This window comes from Nitrospira sp. (assembly GCA_005116745.1).
In the GTDB taxonomy this organism is placed as follows: Bacteria; Nitrospirota; Nitrospiria; order Nitrospirales; family Nitrospiraceae; genus Nitrospira_D.
The window spans coordinates 122,610-139,509 of the sequence record SWDS01000006.1; the positions used below are offsets into that span (position 1 = coordinate 122,610).

General features: G+C 53.8%; 17 protein-coding genes and 1 tRNA gene. 11 read left to right on the top strand and 7 right to left on the bottom strand.

The genetic code is table 11. The annotated features are described in order from the left end of the window. Positions 1-87: 87 nt before the first annotated feature. The gene (locus E8D52_06180; protein ID TKB68589.1) at positions 88-1,350 is read right to left on the bottom strand and encodes a histidine--tRNA ligase; all 1,263 of its coding nucleotides are present in this window, start codon (positions 1,348-1,350) and stop codon (positions 88-90) included. 207 nt (positions 1,351-1,557) lie between these two features. Here E8D52_06180 and E8D52_06185 point away from each other — a divergent pair, with 207 nt between their 5' ends. From E8D52_06185 to E8D52_06195, 3 genes are all read left to right on the top strand, one after another. Continuing rightward, on the top strand, positions 1,558-3,000 hold the full coding sequence (locus tag E8D52_06185; GenBank protein ID TKB69423.1) for an alternative thymidylate synthase-like protein: 1,443 nt from the start codon (positions 1,558-1,560) through the stop codon (positions 2,998-3,000). 16 nt (positions 3,001-3,016) lie between these two features. Next, complete coding sequence (locus E8D52_06190) at positions 3,017-4,048, top strand: tetratricopeptide repeat protein (GenBank protein TKB68590.1); 1,032 nt, start codon at positions 3,017-3,019, stop codon at positions 4,046-4,048. Positions 4,049-4,269: 221 nt separating this feature from the next. Continuing rightward, positions 4,270-4,749: a hypothetical protein gene (locus tag E8D52_06195; GenBank protein TKB68591.1), complete on the top strand. Its 480-nt coding sequence runs from the start codon at positions 4,270-4,272 to the stop codon at positions 4,747-4,749. A gap of 110 nt (positions 4,750-4,859) precedes the next feature. Here the strand turns inward: E8D52_06195 and E8D52_06200 are convergent, their stop codons facing one another. Beyond that, positions 4,860-5,129 (bottom strand): hypothetical protein, encoded by a 270-nt coding sequence (locus tag E8D52_06200; protein TKB68592.1) that lies wholly within the window; start codon positions 5,127-5,129, stop codon positions 4,860-4,862. 242 nt (positions 5,130-5,371) lie between these two features. On the opposite strand from E8D52_06200, the gene E8D52_06205 reads away from it, so the two are divergent. After that, positions 5,372-6,868, top strand: a complete 1,497-nt coding sequence (locus E8D52_06205; GenBank protein ID TKB68593.1) for a hypothetical protein — start codon at positions 5,372-5,374, stop codon at positions 6,866-6,868. A gap of 217 nt (positions 6,869-7,085) precedes the next feature. Further along, positions 7,086-7,172: transfer RNA gene (locus E8D52_06210), tRNA-Leu, on the top strand. Positions 7,173-7,294: 122 nt separating this feature from the next. Here E8D52_06210 and E8D52_06215 read toward each other — a convergent pair. Continuing rightward, positions 7,295-8,638, bottom strand: coding sequence for a Fic family protein (locus E8D52_06215; protein ID TKB68594.1), 1,344 nt, complete (start codon positions 8,636-8,638; stop codon positions 7,295-7,297). 239 nt (positions 8,639-8,877) lie between these two features. Next, complete coding sequence (locus E8D52_06220) at positions 8,878-9,045, bottom strand: hypothetical protein (GenBank protein ID TKB68595.1); 168 nt, start codon at positions 9,043-9,045, stop codon at positions 8,878-8,880. Positions 9,046-9,322: 277 nt separating this feature from the next. On the opposite strand from E8D52_06220, the gene E8D52_06225 reads away from it, so the two are divergent. Together E8D52_06225 and E8D52_06230 are read left to right on the top strand one after the other, a co-directional pair. Next, the gene (locus tag E8D52_06225) at positions 9,323-9,553 is read left to right on the top strand and encodes a DUF1653 domain-containing protein (GenBank protein ID TKB68596.1); all 231 of its coding nucleotides are present in this window, start codon (positions 9,323-9,325) and stop codon (positions 9,551-9,553) included. Positions 9,554-9,758: 205 nt separating this feature from the next. Next, positions 9,759-10,436 carry a sel1 repeat family protein gene (locus E8D52_06230; GenBank protein TKB68597.1) on the top strand — a complete coding sequence of 226 codons (678 nt, stop codon included), beginning with the start codon at positions 9,759-9,761 and terminating at the stop codon, positions 10,434-10,436. Positions 10,437-10,646: 210 nt separating this feature from the next. Here E8D52_06230 and E8D52_06235 read toward each other — a convergent pair whose 3' ends face one another. Further along, the gene (locus E8D52_06235; protein ID TKB68598.1) at positions 10,647-11,339 is read right to left on the bottom strand and encodes a GNAT family N-acetyltransferase; all 693 of its coding nucleotides are present in this window, start codon (positions 11,337-11,339) and stop codon (positions 10,647-10,649) included. 152 nt (positions 11,340-11,491) lie between these two features. On the opposite strand from E8D52_06235, the gene E8D52_06240 reads away from it, so the two are divergent. After that, positions 11,492-12,577 (top strand): IS630 family transposase, encoded by a 1,086-nt coding sequence (locus E8D52_06240; protein TKB68599.1) that lies wholly within the window; start codon positions 11,492-11,494, stop codon positions 12,575-12,577. Here E8D52_06240 and E8D52_06245 read toward each other — a convergent pair. Continuing rightward, positions 12,469-13,287: a GNAT family N-acetyltransferase gene (locus E8D52_06245; GenBank protein ID TKB68600.1), complete on the bottom strand. Its 819-nt coding sequence runs from the start codon at positions 13,285-13,287 to the stop codon at positions 12,469-12,471. The two genes, E8D52_06240 and E8D52_06245, sit on opposite strands and share 109 nt — an antisense overlap. Before the next feature lie 263 nt (positions 13,288-13,550). On the opposite strand from E8D52_06245, the gene E8D52_06250 reads away from it, so the two are divergent. From E8D52_06250 to E8D52_06260, 3 genes are all read left to right on the top strand, one after another. Next, positions 13,551-14,825, top strand: coding sequence for a TIR domain-containing protein (locus tag E8D52_06250; GenBank protein ID TKB68601.1), 1,275 nt, complete (start codon positions 13,551-13,553; stop codon positions 14,823-14,825). A gap of 75 nt (positions 14,826-14,900) precedes the next feature. Next, positions 14,901-15,092 (top strand): type II toxin-antitoxin system VapB family antitoxin, encoded by a 192-nt coding sequence (locus E8D52_06255; protein ID TKB68602.1) that lies wholly within the window; start codon positions 14,901-14,903, stop codon positions 15,090-15,092. 2 nt (positions 15,093-15,094) lie between these two features. Then, positions 15,095-15,466 carry a PIN domain-containing protein gene (locus tag E8D52_06260; GenBank protein ID TKB68603.1) on the top strand — a complete coding sequence of 124 codons (372 nt, stop codon included), beginning with the start codon at positions 15,095-15,097 and terminating at the stop codon, positions 15,464-15,466. A 62-nt stretch (positions 15,467-15,528) separates the two neighbouring features. Here the strand turns inward: E8D52_06260 and E8D52_06265 are convergent, their stop codons facing one another. Further along, on the bottom strand, positions 15,529-16,839 hold the full coding sequence (locus E8D52_06265; GenBank protein TKB69424.1) for an aminotransferase class V-fold PLP-dependent enzyme: 1,311 nt from the start codon (positions 16,837-16,839) through the stop codon (positions 15,529-15,531). Positions 16,840-16,900 lie beyond the last annotated feature (61 nt).

Consider the following 16,900-nt stretch of genomic DNA (forward strand, 5'->3'; position numbering starts at 1 on the left):
TATGATGAATTATATATAGTTATGTACTATATCCACCAGTTGAGATTAAGTGGTTTTTAGGGGAAAGTCAATCCGAAAAAGCGGGCTTCAGGAGCTTAGAAGGAGAGACTGAATCTGAGGACCTAACGAGGAGAGATTCACGTCATATTGTACCTTCGTCTCCATATCGCGAAGAACAGCCGATCCCTTCACGACTTCATCATCCCCGATGATAAGAGTGAAGCGAGACGCAAGACGGTCAGCTTGTCGTAAGTGAGCCTTCAGGGTTGTGGATCGAAAATCGGAGACTGCGCGGAGTCCAGCAAGACGAAGTTCTTCCAGTGCTGTAAGACCTGCCATAGCACCATGGCTACCGAAGCCGGCAACATAGATAGCTAGATCTTCCGGTGCTCTTGCTGTTGTGGACTCAGGCAACAACATAGACATTCTTTCAAGGCCGATAGCAAAACCAACAGCAGGAGTGGGCGGCCCTCCGAGAGTTTCAACCAACTGATCATAGCGTCCACCTGCGCCTACGGCATTTTGAGCACCTAAATTGGTCGCAGTAACCTCAAAGGTGGTGAGGTTATAGTAATCAAGGCCTCGCACCAGCCGATGATTCAACGAGTACGGTATCTTAATGGCATCGAGACCAGTGAGGACTTGTGTGAAGTATGAACGAGCTGCCTCAGAAAGTGAGTCGCCTAGGCGGGGTGCGGTTTCTGTAATTGCCCGACACTCGGGGACTTTGCAGTCCAGAACTCGCAGCGGGTTGGCGTCGATGCGGTGCCGGCAATTTGCACACAGGCCGGACTCCTGTTGTCTAAGGTAAGTCACGAGGTGAGGTCGATAGTTGTCTCGATCAGCGGTATAGCCTAGGTTGTTAATCTCCAAGGTGAGACTGGGGAGATTAAGGTCGGACAGGATCCTCCAGAGGAGGGCAATGACCTCGACATCGGCTCGGGGATCCGCCATACCAATCGACTCGACGCCAAATTGATGAAATTGTCTGAGCCGGCCAGCTTGGGGACGCTCGTGACGAAACATGGGCCCGAAATAGAAATACTTCTGAGGAACGGGGATCGCGGCCCGATTGTGTTCGATATAGGCTCGGACAGTCCCAGCAGTCCCTTCCGGCCGAAGAGTGAGAGATGTGCCATCGCGATCTGGGAAGGTGTACATCTCTTTCTCAACAATGTCCGTCGAGGCGCCGATGCTCCGCGCAAACAAGGTCGTCACTTCAAAGATCGGAATACGAATTTCATGAAATCCATACCGGCCTGCCCATCGCCTGGCAGTTTCTTCGATGAGGCGCCAACGGGGGGTCTCTTCCGGTAACAGATCTTTCACACCTTTAATGCCTTTAATCATGAAAAACGGCCGCCTCCTGCTCCCATGGTACGTCACACAGCATGATTTGCGCGGACTATAGCGGCGCCTTCTGAGGCAAGTCAACGGACTTGAGCTTGCGCCATCCTGAATCGAGAGGTATAGTGCGCGGCCTACGGTTTAATCCGATGTGAAAGACCTTCTATGAGTCAGGATCAATCAGGTCGCCGGGTCATGGCCATCGCGCCTATGCCGCCGGAAAAATCCGCTTACGCGTTGGCACGTTACAGTCGATCGCCGGACTCCATCGAACAGAGTATTCGGTGGGTGCATGGCCATTCCTCGGAAAAGTTCTGGGAGCAGTTTTATTTCGATTACGGTCATGCGTCGATCGCCGACCTCGGCCACGTCGTCATCTGTTTTGAAGAGATCTCGGAGCTCGCCGCCATTCGTCTGGAGGACGAGCCGCTCTGGGACGGTCAGGCTAAATCGAGCCGCTATCAGAACTTTGCCGCGAGCCGGTGGTTTGTGCCGGGCCAGATTCGAGGGAGCGAAACCGAGGCAGTCTATGAAGGCATTCTCCGCAGTCTGTCCGAAATTTATCGATTGCTGCACGATCCCTTGATCGCGTACCTCTCCGAACGGGACCCGCGTCCGGAGTCCATGAAGCCGGCCGATTATCAGCGGACGATCGCGGCACGTGCCTTCGATGTCACCCGGTACCTGCTTCCTCTTGCGGCCAAGACGAATGTTGGGCAAGTCGTCAGCATCCGGACGTTGGAAAAACAGATGACGCGCCTGTTATCGTCGCAATTGCCAGAACTGCGGGCGATCGGCGAGGATTTGAAAGAAGCCTGCCAACGTCCGCCAGTGAATCTATGGGGCGAGCTCTGCGGTCAGACCGCTGGCCTGAGTGATCCATTGGCTCCGACACTCGCGCGGCATGCCACGGCAAATACCTATCAGGAATCGGTCTACTCCGACTTGGCCCGCCATGCGAAAGAAGTCTTGCGCGGAGCAGGGCTCGATCAGCCTGGTACCTGGGGTACGGTCGAGTCCGTCGAGTTGCTTGATCCGCACCATCCGCTGGACGAAATTGTTGCGACGCTCCTCTATCGCGTGTCGCAGGCCCCGTACCGGAAGATCCTCGAGGTCGTGAAAGAGTGGTCTGAGAGGGAGAAACACGCGACCATCGAAGTAGCCACGAGACAGCGCGGGCCATATGATGAACTCATCAAGGAATTCCGGAGTGGCTACGCATTCAACTTTGATATTCTCATGGACATCGGTGCCTGGCGGGATATGCATCGCCATCGACGGTGCCAGCAGGTGCAGCAGAACTTCACGACCGTTCACGGCTATGAGATCCCGCCACCGTTGATCGACGCTGGCTTGGATCAGGAATATCGGCAGGCGATGGATGCCGTGCGAAACGACATCGAACTGCTCAAGAAAAAGGACCAAGAAGCCTCGCTCTATGCCATTCCGTTCGGCTTCAAGGTGCGCTGTTTGTTTAAGATGGACTATGCCGAGGCGGAATATATTGCCAAGCTCCGGTCCGGTGTGAAAGGCCATTGGTCGTATCGAACCGTCGCCTGGCAGATGAAGCAGCAGCTGGCCAAGAAATTTCCCTTCCTCGGCGAAGGCATTCAGGCGACACCGCCTGATGTCGAAGACGCACTGACCCGATAAGACTTTCACATCGCGTATGAACACCCATCAGCAACAATGCGAAACGGCCATCGTGGCCGGAGCATGGGACACCGTGTTTGCCGAGGCGATGGCCTGGAGTCGAGACCCGGATGGAGCGAAGGATCCGTGTCCGCTGTTTGCCCGCAACGTCGTGTATCTCATGCAGGGACGGTTTGCCGATGCCTGGAAAACCCATGCGCTGTGTCTCGAAGCCGCGCAGGACATCACGGTGGTGGGGGAGTGGGTGAACGATCTGCTCAGCCGGCAGATGGAGTCCGGCTACGTGCATTTGATCAAGGGTTTGTTTCTTGCGCAGTCAGGTCAATCGGAACAATCCATGCGATCGTACACGGAGGCCGCTCGATTGCTTCCGCAATCTGCCCATCCGCACTACTTTCTGGCCCAGATTCACGAACGGGCCGGCCATCCGGAAATGGCAATCAAGGAATATCGCGAGGCGGTTCGGCTGGCTCCCGACTTTGCCCCGGCACGGATGAATCTCGGTGTCACCTATCAAGACCAAGGTCGACTCGAGATGGCGATCAAAGAATACCGGGAGGTGGTCAGACTCACCCCCAACGATTCGGCCGCACACTCCAATCTCGCCTGTGCTCTGGCAGAACAGGGGAAGATGGAACCGGCGGTGCAATCCTACAAGACGGCGCTGAAACTGAACCCACAGGACGCTGAAGTCCACTTCGCGCTGGGCGGACTCTACGAAACGCGCGGACGCCTGGACCTGGCCCAAAAGAGTTATCAAGACGCGCTCAATGCCAATCCAGACTTTGGTGCTGCCCATTCCGCGCTCGGTTGGCTCGCCTTAGGCAAGCATCAGCTTCAAGAAGCATCGGATATCTTCAGCCGGGCGCTCAAGTGCAATGAGGAAGACGCGCGGGCCTATCACGGCATCGCTGAAATCTATGCGATCCGAGGGAAGCGCCAGAGCGCGATGGAAAACTACACCAAGGCGATGAAGTACTATCAAGACCCTGAAAAGAGAAATCAGATCATGAATCAGCTGTTTCAGGAAGGGCAGGTGGGAGATTGAGGGTTGGGACCAATCGAGTAGGTCCTTTGCTCGCGGAGCCCCCACGATGAAGCGGTGGTCGCTCGACGCGCGCAGTCAGGCCCCACTCGATTAGTCCCATGGGGTCGGAGGAGAAAAGAACTTGCACGGTTGAACGAAAAAATCGTAGGTCCTTCAGGTGCGAAAGGAAGAAATCATCAAGGAGAATGCAGGTAGTGGAAGGGATGAGGTGCGTCGATCAAGTGAAGAAGTGGCAGATTTATATTCGGGAAGCCAAGACACAGGCCGAGTTCGCCCGTCGTTGCTACGAGGCGTTCCAAGAAGCTGAAAGAGTCTCTGCTGTGACAGATGTTTTCTTCCATCTTCATCATTTTCTGGTACACGCGATCAATATTGATCGGATTCTTGACGCAAAGCCCGGGACAGATCGTCACACAATACTCGCTGGTCATGTGGAGCTCTCAGGTATTGACCTCAGGCCATTCAAAAGGCTGCGAAATCACCTTGAGCATTTCGACGAACGCCTGGATCGGTGGGTGCGCGAATTCGATGGTCATGCTTTCTTCGACATGAACATTATGACGGGTGCTAAGGGATTCCCAGAGAAGGCGTTTCTCCGGGCTCTAGATGGAGAGACGTTCAAGTTTCTTGGCGAAGACTACAACATGACCAACCTATATCACATCGTACTTGAGATCGACCGCCGGTTAACAGCGGCATAGTCTGGGTGCTAGTCGGAAGTTCGCAGTGATCGTAGACACGGTGAGTAAGGTAATTTGTACGTTGAGTTAGAGAGGGGCCAACAATACAGCGCGCGGAAACTTGGGAGGTGTTACAGCTCTCTGATCGCACCCTGTAGGACTGTAATCTGGGTGGTCGGATCGCCTGTCGCTTTCAGTTCGTTGCGGATCTGATCCTTCAGGTAGGATGAATAGCCGACACGGTCGATTAGGAGGTCGAGAAATCGCTCGACCGGTAATAGGCTTTGTTCCTTGAGTTCATCGATGGTCTCGTCACTCACCGGCACGTATGAGCTGCCGATGTGGAAAACCACGTTATAGTGCCGATCTGTAGCAATTCGTTCAAATCTCAAGCCCTTCACAGATTCCTCCTCGGCAGGATATTGAAAAAATCCCCTGCCAGCTTCGTTCTCGCATCGATCAACGCTTCAACATACGAAGAAGTATGTCTCAGCATCTCGCTCGCTGAGGCCTCGCTGGACGGTCGTTTTGAACGTCCTGCAAATGCTAATACAAGCCACTTATTCTAGACAAGTTCAGGTCGTGAAGACAAGGGCAACCATCGAGCGCCAGCGGTGGACAGTCATTGCAATGGGCCTTTATCATGACATTCCGTTGCCATGACGTGCGGAGGTTGTCAGTCGGTATGACAGGCACAGAACTCATTGAATTGTGGATCACCTGCCTTGAAGCGGAGCGAATCCGTTTGGCCGAGACAGGGCAGGATGCTCCTGTCGTGGCGTCGCAAGGCCGCCTGGTGCACACAACCGGCGGGCTCCATCTGTACGAATTTATCGTGCCTGCTGACGTCCAACTCTCCGTTGACCTTCCGGTATCCGTCGTCCCTGCCGATGAGGCGGACACGACAGAAGGAATTGTCCTGCGGCAGGCCGGGAACAGCTTATCCGTCCAACTGGTCGATGCCCTCGGACGCGAAATCCATTCTGTGACCCTTGTTCCAGATCAGGCCGGCCTTGTCGGCACGTCAGCCTCCCGCCTGAAAGATATGTTGGCGAAGCCAGACCTGTATCACCTTGGGCCAACCGAGCGGTTGGCGTCGCTGCTGCAGATGCAGGACGTTGAGGCTGAGGTCTTCCCCTCCGCCGCATCCGTCTTCACAACCGTGTGGTCGGATGACCGACCAGTCCGGCGTCAAAAGCTGGGGAATCTAGCGATGGAGCTGATTCGCGCCAACAAGCGCATCCTCCTCATCAGCCCAGACCACCTTGCGTGCGATGAGATGGTGGGGATGGTGGGGCGTACCATGAAGGCCGGTGGACTGAATCACACAACGTGGATCACTCGGTATGAACTTCCGATTGCCTCGAAGGCCGGCGGCATCGATCTTCATGAACTGGGGTTCGAAGCCCAAATGCATCAATTTTATGCCAAATCGCAAGGCAACAAGGCCTCCTTGAAACACAAGTATGACCGCTTCAGAGAGCTCGCCCCGTTTTTGTCTCAGAAGGAAGCGAAACAAAAAGATCTGGACGAAGTCCGCTTACTGGAATGGCGCCTCGTCACACAATTGCGAGACCTTCAAGTGAAGATGGCCGATGTCCAGAAGACGCTCAAGGACTTCGAGCACCTACCTCTGTTTCAACGTTTGACAATGCAAGCGGTCGGGAAGAATGCAGAATCCCTCAAACAATACTGCGTGCTGTATCAGGGTCAGATGGATCAACTGAACAACGAACTCGATGTCGCCAAAGGCCGCATTCAGCAGCTTGCTCCGGAGGCGGCCGTACCCAGCGGGAGGCGGGCTGAGTTCGAGGAACTCCAAGAACAGATCGCCAAACTGGGGGGAACCAAGAAGGTCCGCGAGTTACTGGCGGCCGAAGAACATCCAAACCGCCAGGCCTTCATTCAGAATCGACGCCTCGTCGCGGCCACACCCATGCGGGTTGCGAGCGATCCCCTATTCAGCCGGGTGCGCTTCGATGTCCTGATGATCGATGAGGCCCCGAGGATTGCCGCCCCTTCACTCTTGGCTGCAGCCGGACTCGTACGTGAACGCATTATCGTCAGTGGCGATCCTCGTGAGATCGCTACCATCGGGCAATGGGCCATGCCTGGGCCGGCCATCCGTGCCGCACCGTGAAATGGTGGCACCAACGTTTGCTTGACGCCGATGAGGAGAATTCAGGATAATCCGTCTCCCTGGTAGTTCATCAGTCTGGTTCTTGATGTCGGGTTGCTCAGAAATGGATCGGAGCAAGGCCGCAAAGAGCTTCGACCTCAAAGGCTACGCTGTTGATGCGTTGAGGGGGATGGGCGACTGAGAACGCCGCGGGGAGACATTGTTTAGCAACCTGTATGCCGAAGTGGCGAAACTGGCAGACGCACTAGATTCAGGGTCTAGCGCCCGCAAGGGTGTGCGGGTTCAAATCCCGCCTTCGGCACCACATCTTCTTTCCCGCTCCTATCAATAGGGTTCATCATTTAGAGCCCTTCATGTGTGGCGCCCGGTAATGGCCCTTCAGGGGTCGTTTGGGGCCGAATTGTGAAGTAATTGTCAAGTGAGCGGTTAGGTGCTAGCTGCATTGCGTAGCTTTTTCATCATTTTGTCTGCTTGAAGAAAAACAAATTCCTTGCCTTGTTTCTCCTTTTTTAAAAATCCTTTGTGTGTAAGATCAAGCAGATCATTTCTTGATGTTTGGTAAACAATACCGTGAGTATTTCGGTGGGTATCAAATGTGTAGATCTCATGAGGATGCTGGATTGCATGAGAAAGGAGACTCCTTTGACGAACATTTAAACCAGGATGTTTTTTAAGAGCCGCGCTCAGTCCAGCCATTTCTTTCTGCTTCCTCCTAATATAGTCCTGCACATCCTCGCAAGCCTGTTTAATGGCCTTGAGATTGTAAAAGAGGAAATAGGTCAAGTCGTTATCATCCGTCTCGGTATAGAGATAAGCTCGGACATACTGAGCAGGGGCTTTTTGCATGTATCGAGATATTGCCAGATACTCAAATAAGAGATAATCCCGGGATAGGAGGAACCAATACATCAAAGCTCTGGCCGTTCTTCCGTTGCCGTCATTGAAAGGATGGTCATATGCTAGCCAAAAATGAAGTAAAACTGCCTTTACAACTGGATGAATCCACGTACTCATAGAATTCTCATTTGCAAAATCGCAAAACGCTTTCAGGCGGTCAGGCAAGGCCTTAAAGTCAGGAGGTACGTGGACAATTTCTCCCCTGTATTCGATTACGACATCATTGTTTTCTCTTAGCTGTCCGGAATCTTCTGGGTGATCCAGGGTGCCTTCCGTGATTCTCTGATGTATTTCTCTTACGAGAGCCTGCGTTAATGTTGTCTTTTCCTTTTCTCTTATAAATTGCATTGTCTCCCAATTGTTGAGAATCATTTGTTCGTTTCTATCTTTGGGCTTCCTTCCTGTCCTGAGCAATTCTTTTGCTTTTTGGGTCGTGGTTGCGGCTCCTTCAAGTTGACTAGAAGCGATTGCTTCATCCATGAGCGATCTGATTATGAATTGCTCTTTGTCGGGTAAAGGGTTTGAAGTATCTGTTAAAAGGTTTCCCCCACCCCATACATCTACATTGTGAAGGTCTCGCTGAAGGCTGTCCGGAATAGAGTAAACGAATGGGGTTTCTTTCTTGTCGTTAAAGGGAGCTTTCTTAAAATTGGCGGTTCGACCAAATTTTATTAGAGCCCAGGCCTCTTCGTATGAGAACCCTTCTGGTACCTTCCAATATCTAAAATCTTGCCAAGAGACATAGGAGTCGTTGGACTTTCGAATGAATTCTTGAATCTCTGGTTTTCTGTACGCATCGAGAAATTTTGAGAAGGTCTCGGGATTCTTCCGGAGCAGTTTTAAAAACTCTGGGGGCTTTACGATAATAGACATATGGGACTCTAGATACTAAAAAGTACTACTTTTTTATAATTTAGTAGTTGATAGATGTCAACATGTACTAATTTATTAAAGAATAGTACAAATCAATATTTACAAAATAATCACAATGTAAAACAATGTGTTACATGACGATTCCGAGAGGGGAGGAGAAAGAAGCATTAGTAGATGAAAATGGTAACCGGTCAAATAGGATATGATATGCAGTGTTATTTTGCAGGATATAGATATCCTTATGGTGAGACTTCTAATCTTGGAGAGGCAAAGGAGTTTTGATCAGTATCTAGGACCCTCACGGCAGAAGAGAGGTGTTTAGGGCTCAAGTGAGCGTATCTGAGCGTCATAGTCGGCGATGTATGCCCGAGAAGGTTACTCACCGTCACTAACGGTACGCCGCGCATTATGAGCCAGGACGCAAAGGTATGGCGCGGAGGTCATGGAAGTGGAAATCCGTCAGTCCTGAAGCCTCACAGGCCCGGTCAAAACCATGTCTCACATCGTCCCATCGATGCGCAGCAGAATTGTGGTACGTTCCTATTTCTCAATATTAAGGGGGCATCGTTTTTTCGTTACACTTTAACACCGGTTAACACTCCCTCAGACGTCTGGTTTGGCTGAATTGTCACGTATCTGTCGAGCGAGCTCGCAGTTATCCATCCTAATGAGGAGCCGTCTATCATGGTCTCACCAGGGGTTTACCGTCATCATAAAGGTCAGGACTATGAAGTCTTGGGGGTCGCCAAACATTCAGAAACGGAAGAAGAGTTTGTCGTGTATCGGGCGTTGTATGGCGATCGAGGCCTCTGGGTAAGACCCCTTGCCATGTTTACTGAGAGCGTCGATAAAGGAGGCGTATCCGTTCCGCGCTTTTCACGAATAGATGAGAAAACGGGAGAAGACAAGACTTGAAGACGGTTTGGGTAGTCGAAGGCGCCTATTCACTGACCCAGCGACACCATTTCAAGTCTTTCCTTCCCTCGTCATGATGGAGCCTGTCCTGCTTGATGCCTTTGTGGACTCATCAACCGCCACGTACTGTTCCTACTAACGTTCCACGTATCATCATCAGCCCCAAAATGATATTTTGGTGACAGTTTGGTCCGGTTCAACAACAATGAGCTCTGTCCTGAGGGATCCACTTGCAGAGAATGTGAAGGCTCAAGAAGCCGTTATCAGGTTACCTCTGGTGAATCGGTCGGCATCAGGAGAAATGACTAGGATGACAGGTAGGAACATGATGAGAGGATTCGTGCTCGTGGGAGTCTTGATCCTGAGCAGTGCCGCGATTGCGGTGGCGGCGGAACCCCTGACCGGAAATCCCAAGCCAGTGGCCCCTCAGAAATCGATTCCTCTGGCTGGGGAGGAGCCATATGAGGCGTTGAAGCGTGGAGATTTCAGGGTCGCTGCGGGACTCTTTTACCCCTTGGCCCAACGTGGGGATGCACGAGCTCAGTATAATCTCGGGCTGCTGTATGGCAGCGGTCTGGGTGTGGATCAAGACTACCAGGCGGCACTGAAATGGCATCGCATGGCGGCGGTCCAAGGCCATGCAGGAGGCCAAAACGAACTTGCACAGATGTATGCGAAGGGACAGGGCGTTCAACCAAATCAGGTTCTGGCCTATGTGTGGTTCAGCACGGCAATTGCGTCGTCGAGTAGCGGGTCGAAAACTGAAATCACGAAGGATCGAGATCGTACGGCCTCACGCATGACGCCGGAGCAGATCACAAAAGCGCAGCAGATGGCGCAGCAGTGCGAGGAGTCGAAGTTTAAGAAATGCGGCGAGAAATAAGGCTACGAGCCAGAATTTGAAGTCACGCTTTCAGCGACCGCACCCTACCCCACTAGTATTTCATCCCAGTGCGAGCCGTTGAGCCGAGATCTATCCGACCTGGTCTTCGTCCTGTGGCCAAAACATAACGCGAATTTCTGACCTCTCCCAGGGCCTTCTTCGCAAGGTACTATGGTAAGAGACGACCCTAATGAACAACCAGCGAGCAAGTTAAACCGTTTCGTGGCGGTCGATGACGAGCAGGGCCTCATGTTCAGAGGGTAGATGGGCAAGTGAACTCCACCAAGGCGGTGGCTCGCTGGGATGTGGAGGGCTCCAGTCTTTGCTATCACCGGTCGAGGTCGGGTTGAAGCTTGTTCGAACCAACAGACGTGTGGCATTGAATTCAGCACCACGAAGATCGGGTATTCGCCCTCGGACACTCTCGATCATCTGGATGAGTTCAGGCGGAGGCGAACATTCTCCAGCGTATGGATGACCACCAGTTGCTCTCGTAATGACCAGAGCGGCGACTGGATTTGGCGTCGCGCAGCCCACCCACCTGCATGAAGCGTGAGCGAGTATCAAGGTACTCACCAGCTTGGTACCGAGTCCCTTGCGACGATGTTCCGGTTCTACGGCAAGAGGATCAATCCAAACCATGAGTCCCTGAGGAGACTCAATGGTTCTGCCATAGATGTATCCCATTGCTGAACTGGTAGAATCTTCGAATCCAATGATGAGATCTGTTGTCCCTTGGAGCCGTTCGCGAGTTGTTTTTGGGCCCAGTCGATAAGGTTGGCCGGTCTTTGGATTCGTCCCAAAACTATGGGAGAAAATATGCGCCACCGCTGCGACGAGAGTTGAGTCCTTGGCAGCGTGAGGAGCTGAATGACGCTCGAGTCTGTAGGTAAAACCTGACACCCTAGGTCTTGGAGTGACGCTCAATGACGATTAAGGCTTCATACTCATTTGGTAAATGCTCAATCGTGCTCCACCAGCTAGTGTAGTGAATCATAAGTAGCTTGATTTATTATCTGGCGTGAGTATCCTCTGTTCCCCAGGAGGATCACCCCATGCGCATCGCCCCCGCCATTGAGCTGATGGCCCATGAACGCCAGCAACTCGCGCAGTGGGCGCGTGGTCGCCGGACGCCCGCACGATTGGTGCTTCGCGCCAAAATTGTGTTGTTGGCGGCTGCAGGCCACGACAACCACCAGATTGCTGCCGCCGTGGCCACAAGTCGGCAAACCGTGGGCCTCTGGCGGCACCGCTTCGTGACGCAGCGCCTGCCCGGCCTCGCCCAGGATGCTCCCCGCGGCGGACGTCCCCTCAAGGCCCGTCAGACCCTCACCGCGCGCATTCTGAAGACGACGACCCAGACGAAGCCGCCTGCGGCGACCCACTGGTCCACCCGCACCTTGGCGCGGCACCTGCGCACAAATCCCACGTTCGTGCAGCGAGTCTGGAAGGCCCATGGCTTGCAGCCCCACCGAGTTCGAACCTTCAAGCTCAGCCGGGATCCGCACTTCCAGGACAAACTGGAGGATGTGGTGGGCCTCTATCTGAACCCGCCCGAACATGCCGTGGTCCTGTGCGTGGATGAGAAGAGCCAGATCCAAGCTCTGGATCGCACCCAACCCGGCTTACCTCTCAAGCCCGGTCGCTGCGGCACGCTGACACACGACTATAAGCGCCATGGCACCACCACGCTCTTTGCCGCTCTGAATGTGGCCGAAGGCGCGATCATCTCCACCTGCCAGCCCCGCCATCGGCACCAGGAATGGCTGCGGTTCTTACGGCTGATTGATCAGCAGATTCCTCAGGACAAAGCCCTGCATCTGATCGCCGACAACTATGCCACCCACAAACACCCCACAGTCCAACGGTGGCTGATACGGCACCCACGCGTCCACATGCACTTTACCCCGACCAGTAGCTCGTGGCTCAATCTGGTGGAGCGGGTCTTTGGCGACCTGACGGCCAAACAACTTCGGCGCGGCGTGTTCCGCAGTGTCCCGGAACTGATTGCGGCGATTGACGCGTACATCACTCAGCGCAATGCCCATCCCACCCCCTTTGTGTGGACTAAATCCGCCCAAGAAATCGTCGCAAAAGTGAATCGGGCTAAGGTCGCCCTGGATAAGACAAGAACAGCATGAAGCACTACACTAGGTTCAGGCTGTGAGTTACGAGCATACCATTCACGCTGATCCGAGCGGGATAGTGGGCTGAAGCCAGTCTTGATGGTGAAGTTTGATTCTCCGATGGAGCAGCCACGCAGATCAAAACAGTCTTGTCGAATCTCTTTCAGTAACTGAATCAATCGATGGGGCACGCCGCATTCCCCGACAAACATCGTGCCCTCGATAACACGACTGACCACTAACGCAGCAATGGGGTTCGGTGTAGCACACCCCATTCGTGGGGCAGTCTTTGTTATCTCAGTAAACGCCTGGACCAGTGAGGTTGCTACACCTTGTCGTCGATAGATTGGCAATACAGCCATCGATTCAATCCAGGCGATTCGGCCCAAGGAAGACGGGATTTCCTTCCCGAACAAATAGCCGATTCCCGCACCAGATCCACCGGCAAGAAATACATAGTCTGTTTGCAATAAGCGTTCAGTGACAGATTTGGGGCCCAACCTGTACGGTCTTCCGTCTGGGCGATATCCGAAGCTTTCGTTAAAGATCTGTGATATGCGCCGAACGGTTTCCTCGCACGCTGCCGCTTGATATCCGGCCAGTAATTCTAGAGCTGGGGTATCACTTGCTGGTTGGATAAATGGCTCTGTATCAAGTGGACGAGGTTGGTACGAGGTTTTTTCGGAAGCAAGATCAGATGGAGCAGCGAGATCAAATAGATCCATAGTTCATGACCAAGGTGGGTATGGGCGTTGTATAGCAGTATCTATATCAAGTCAAGCATTCACACCTCTTCCGCAGCCGGCCTCCGACTCGGCTTAGTCGAACCATTTCATTCTTCTGCGCTCCGGGCAAATAGTAACGCGCGGCTCTCATGATGTCTCAGCAGTTCCGCTGGTCGTTGGGCTGATGTCAACCATTTGCGTATCTCAATTCGAGGGTTTCCCTCCCTTGCGTTCATCGGGGAAATGCGTAGAATCTAGCGCCCATGCCTAGTGTGATAGCCGGAAGGCTTCGCTTCGTATTATGTTATGAGACCATGAGCAAGATTCTGATTTCGTATCGCCGTGAAGATAGCGCCGATGTCACCGGTCGGATCTACGACCGGCTCATCCAGGTATTTCCACAATCGGTCTTTCGAGATGTTGATTCAATTCCCTTGGGGGTCGACTTTCGCACCTATCTGGATGAACAGGTGGCGAAGTGCGATGTGTTCCTCGCGGTGATCGGGCGGGATTGGATGAAGGCCAAAGGCCGCAAGGGAAAGTCCAGACTCGAAGACCCTAGCGATTTCGTGCGGATTGAAATCGAGTCGGCGTTGAAGCGTCAGATTCCGGTGATTCCTGTCTTGGTCGGCGGTGCCAAGATTCCTGAGGCGCAGCGGCTACCGACCAGCATTCAAGACGTGTCGTACCGGAACGGCATTGTCGTCCGCCCTGATCCCGATTTTCATAAGGACATGGATCGGTTGATTGCACACCTCAAGCAACCGGTTCCGAGCCTCCGCGAGCCACAGACGGAACCAACGACACAAGCAAAGGCCGTTCTCACGGGGCAACAACTCGTTTCACAGGCTGCACCAGCAGACATGGTGAAAGTACCCAAAGGGCCCTTCCGGTACGGCGAGGAGAAAACCCGCGAAACGATCGATCATGACTATTGGATCGATCAGTATCCTGTAACGAACCAGAAGTATGGAGAATTTGTTCTGGATAGTGGCTACACTCAGCAGAAGTACGGGTCACCTGAAGGGTGGCAGTGGAAAACGAGCAAGAGCATTACCTACCGGGAATATTGGAATAACGAGGAATGGAACAAATCCGATTATCCTGTTGTGGGGGTGAGCTACTACGAAGCGGAAGCCTACGCGAAGTGGGCCGGCAAACGCCTCCCCGCCGAGCAGGAGTGGGAAAAGGCCGCCCGAAGCGAAGACGCTCGAAAGTATCCCTGGGGCAAAGAGTTCGATAAAAGTAGATGTAACAGTAGCGAATCAGGCATTGGTCATACGACCCCAGTGCCCCAGTATTCAAATGGGGTGAGTCCCTATGGCTGTTATGACATGGCAGGTAATGTCTTGGAGTGGTGTGCGAGTTGGTATGACGAAAGCCTGAGCCGGCGCGTGGTCCGAGGCGGCTCCTGGGGCAACAGGCCGATGCTCCTGCGTGTCTCAAATCGGGACTGGTTCCTTGCCAGCTTCCGGGACGGCACCATCGGCTTCCGCCTTGTCCAGGACGTTTCCAACCCTTTATACTTTGCTCTTTGACCCTTTGCCTCCGAGGGCTCCATCACACAAGAAGCACCTTGACGACTGATGCTTCAATCATGCATATTGATGCATATGCGCACGACACTCAACATTGACGATCAGCTCCTCAAGCGCGCAGGCCAACTCACCGGCGTTCACGAAAAAACGCAGCTTGTGCGCTTGGGACTTGAGGCACTCATTTCGCGCGAAGCCGCCAAGCGGCTCGCACGACTGGGGGGCAGTGACCCCCAGCTCAAAGAAATCCGCCGCCGCCGGTCTGCCTAGGCATGCCCACGCTAGTGGACACGTCCGTGTGGATCGATCATTTTCGATCCGACTCCTCCGTGCTCCGACGCTTACTGGACGAAGACCTGGTCCTCTGTCACCCGCTCGTCATCGGAGAAGTCGCATGCGGCAACATGAAACATCGATCGATGGTGCTCGAGTCCATGGCGGTCCTGCCTACGACACCCACGATCGACTATCAGGAGATCCTCTCGTTTATCGACAGCCACAAACTCTTTGGGCAGGGCTTAGGGTGGATCGACGTGCATCTCCTTGCCTCTGCCGTGCTCCAGCACGTAACACTCTGGACCCTCGATCAGTCTTTAGGGCACGCTGCCAGAAAGTTGCGCTGTAGCTTTGAATTGCCCCGTTGATCGACGCGTCTATCGGTGCTTCGACCGGGATGAACCGGCACGAAAGACCGATCCTTTTCGATCTATGATGATCGTAGCGTTCTGATCGCTTCGAGCGTCGTCTCAATTTCCTTCGGTGAGTTGATGAGGCTCGGGGCGAGCCGGACGTATTTCGTTGCGTAAGGTGTCACGCTGCCGACGATGCCGCGTTGTCGGAGCTTCTCCATCACGGCGCGAGGCTCCATGCCGGCTACCTCGAAACACACGATCCCCGCCGACAGATCTTGCGACATCGGGGTATGGAGCGTGACATGCGGCATGGTTGCCAAGCCCTGCTTCAGCTGCTGGTTGAGCTCATAGATCCGCTTCGTCACCTTGGATTTTCCGATGGTCTGATGAAACGTAAAGGCTTCGTCCAGCGCCCATCTGTGTTCAAACGAATGGAACCCTCCGGGGGTCATGTGCACTGATGGGGAAAGGTCTTTTGACGATTTGTTCTCCATCCAGAGCTCATAGGCCTGCCCACTAAAGGTCGGGATCGTTGCCCTGGTGATCGGCCAGGCCTGTGGGTGGCCCCAAACCAAACCGGTTCCACGGGGACCAAACATCCATTTATGGGTCCCGGCAACCAAGAAGTCGCAGCCCAGCTCGGTCACGCGGAAATCCTCGACTCCCAAGGCATGGACCCCATCCACGCAGAAGATGATCCGATCCTGTTCATCACGTGAACGATTGATGGCCTGGATCGTGAGTGCCATGTCATGGATCGGCAGTTTCAGTCCCGTGCTGGAATGGACCCAGGTGACCGCCACGATGCGTGTGGCAGGCGAGATGCCCTTGCGCAGGGACTCGACGATCTCGTTGCGCGAGACGGTCTTCAGGGCGCGATAGAGGGGTATTTGACGGACTGTGGCGCCGGTTCGTTCGGCGCGGAGACGTAAGGCGGTTTCTGTGGAGTAATGGTCGTGGGTCGTCGTCAAGATTTCTTGCCCGCTACGCAGTTGTAATCCCCCGTAGAGCAGACCGAGACCCATCGTTGTGCTATCGGTCAAGGCGATGTCTGTGGGATTGCCTCCCAGATACTCAGCCGCCGCCTGGAGGACTCGCGCCTCCTGTTTCTCTTCATGTTCAAACCAATAGCCGATTGGGTCTGTGTCCAAGCCGGTTCGGTGCCGTTCGATGGCTTCGCGTACTGGTGTGGGATGAGAAGCGAGGAAGAACGCAGCCAAGTGGATAAGCTGTGGAGAGAGGGGAAACTGTGCTCGCAGGTCTTCCCAACTCTTCAATCGACTTGATGACGTTGCCTGTTCAGCAGAAGCGCGAGGTTGGGCACCAGCCAGTACCGCTGCGCTCAAGGTCAAGCCAGTCCGGACTAGAAAGCCTCGACGTCCGATGTCGCTCATAGGATGTCCTCCTCAGCGATGAATCCTCTGTACTGTACTGCTTATTGAGAAA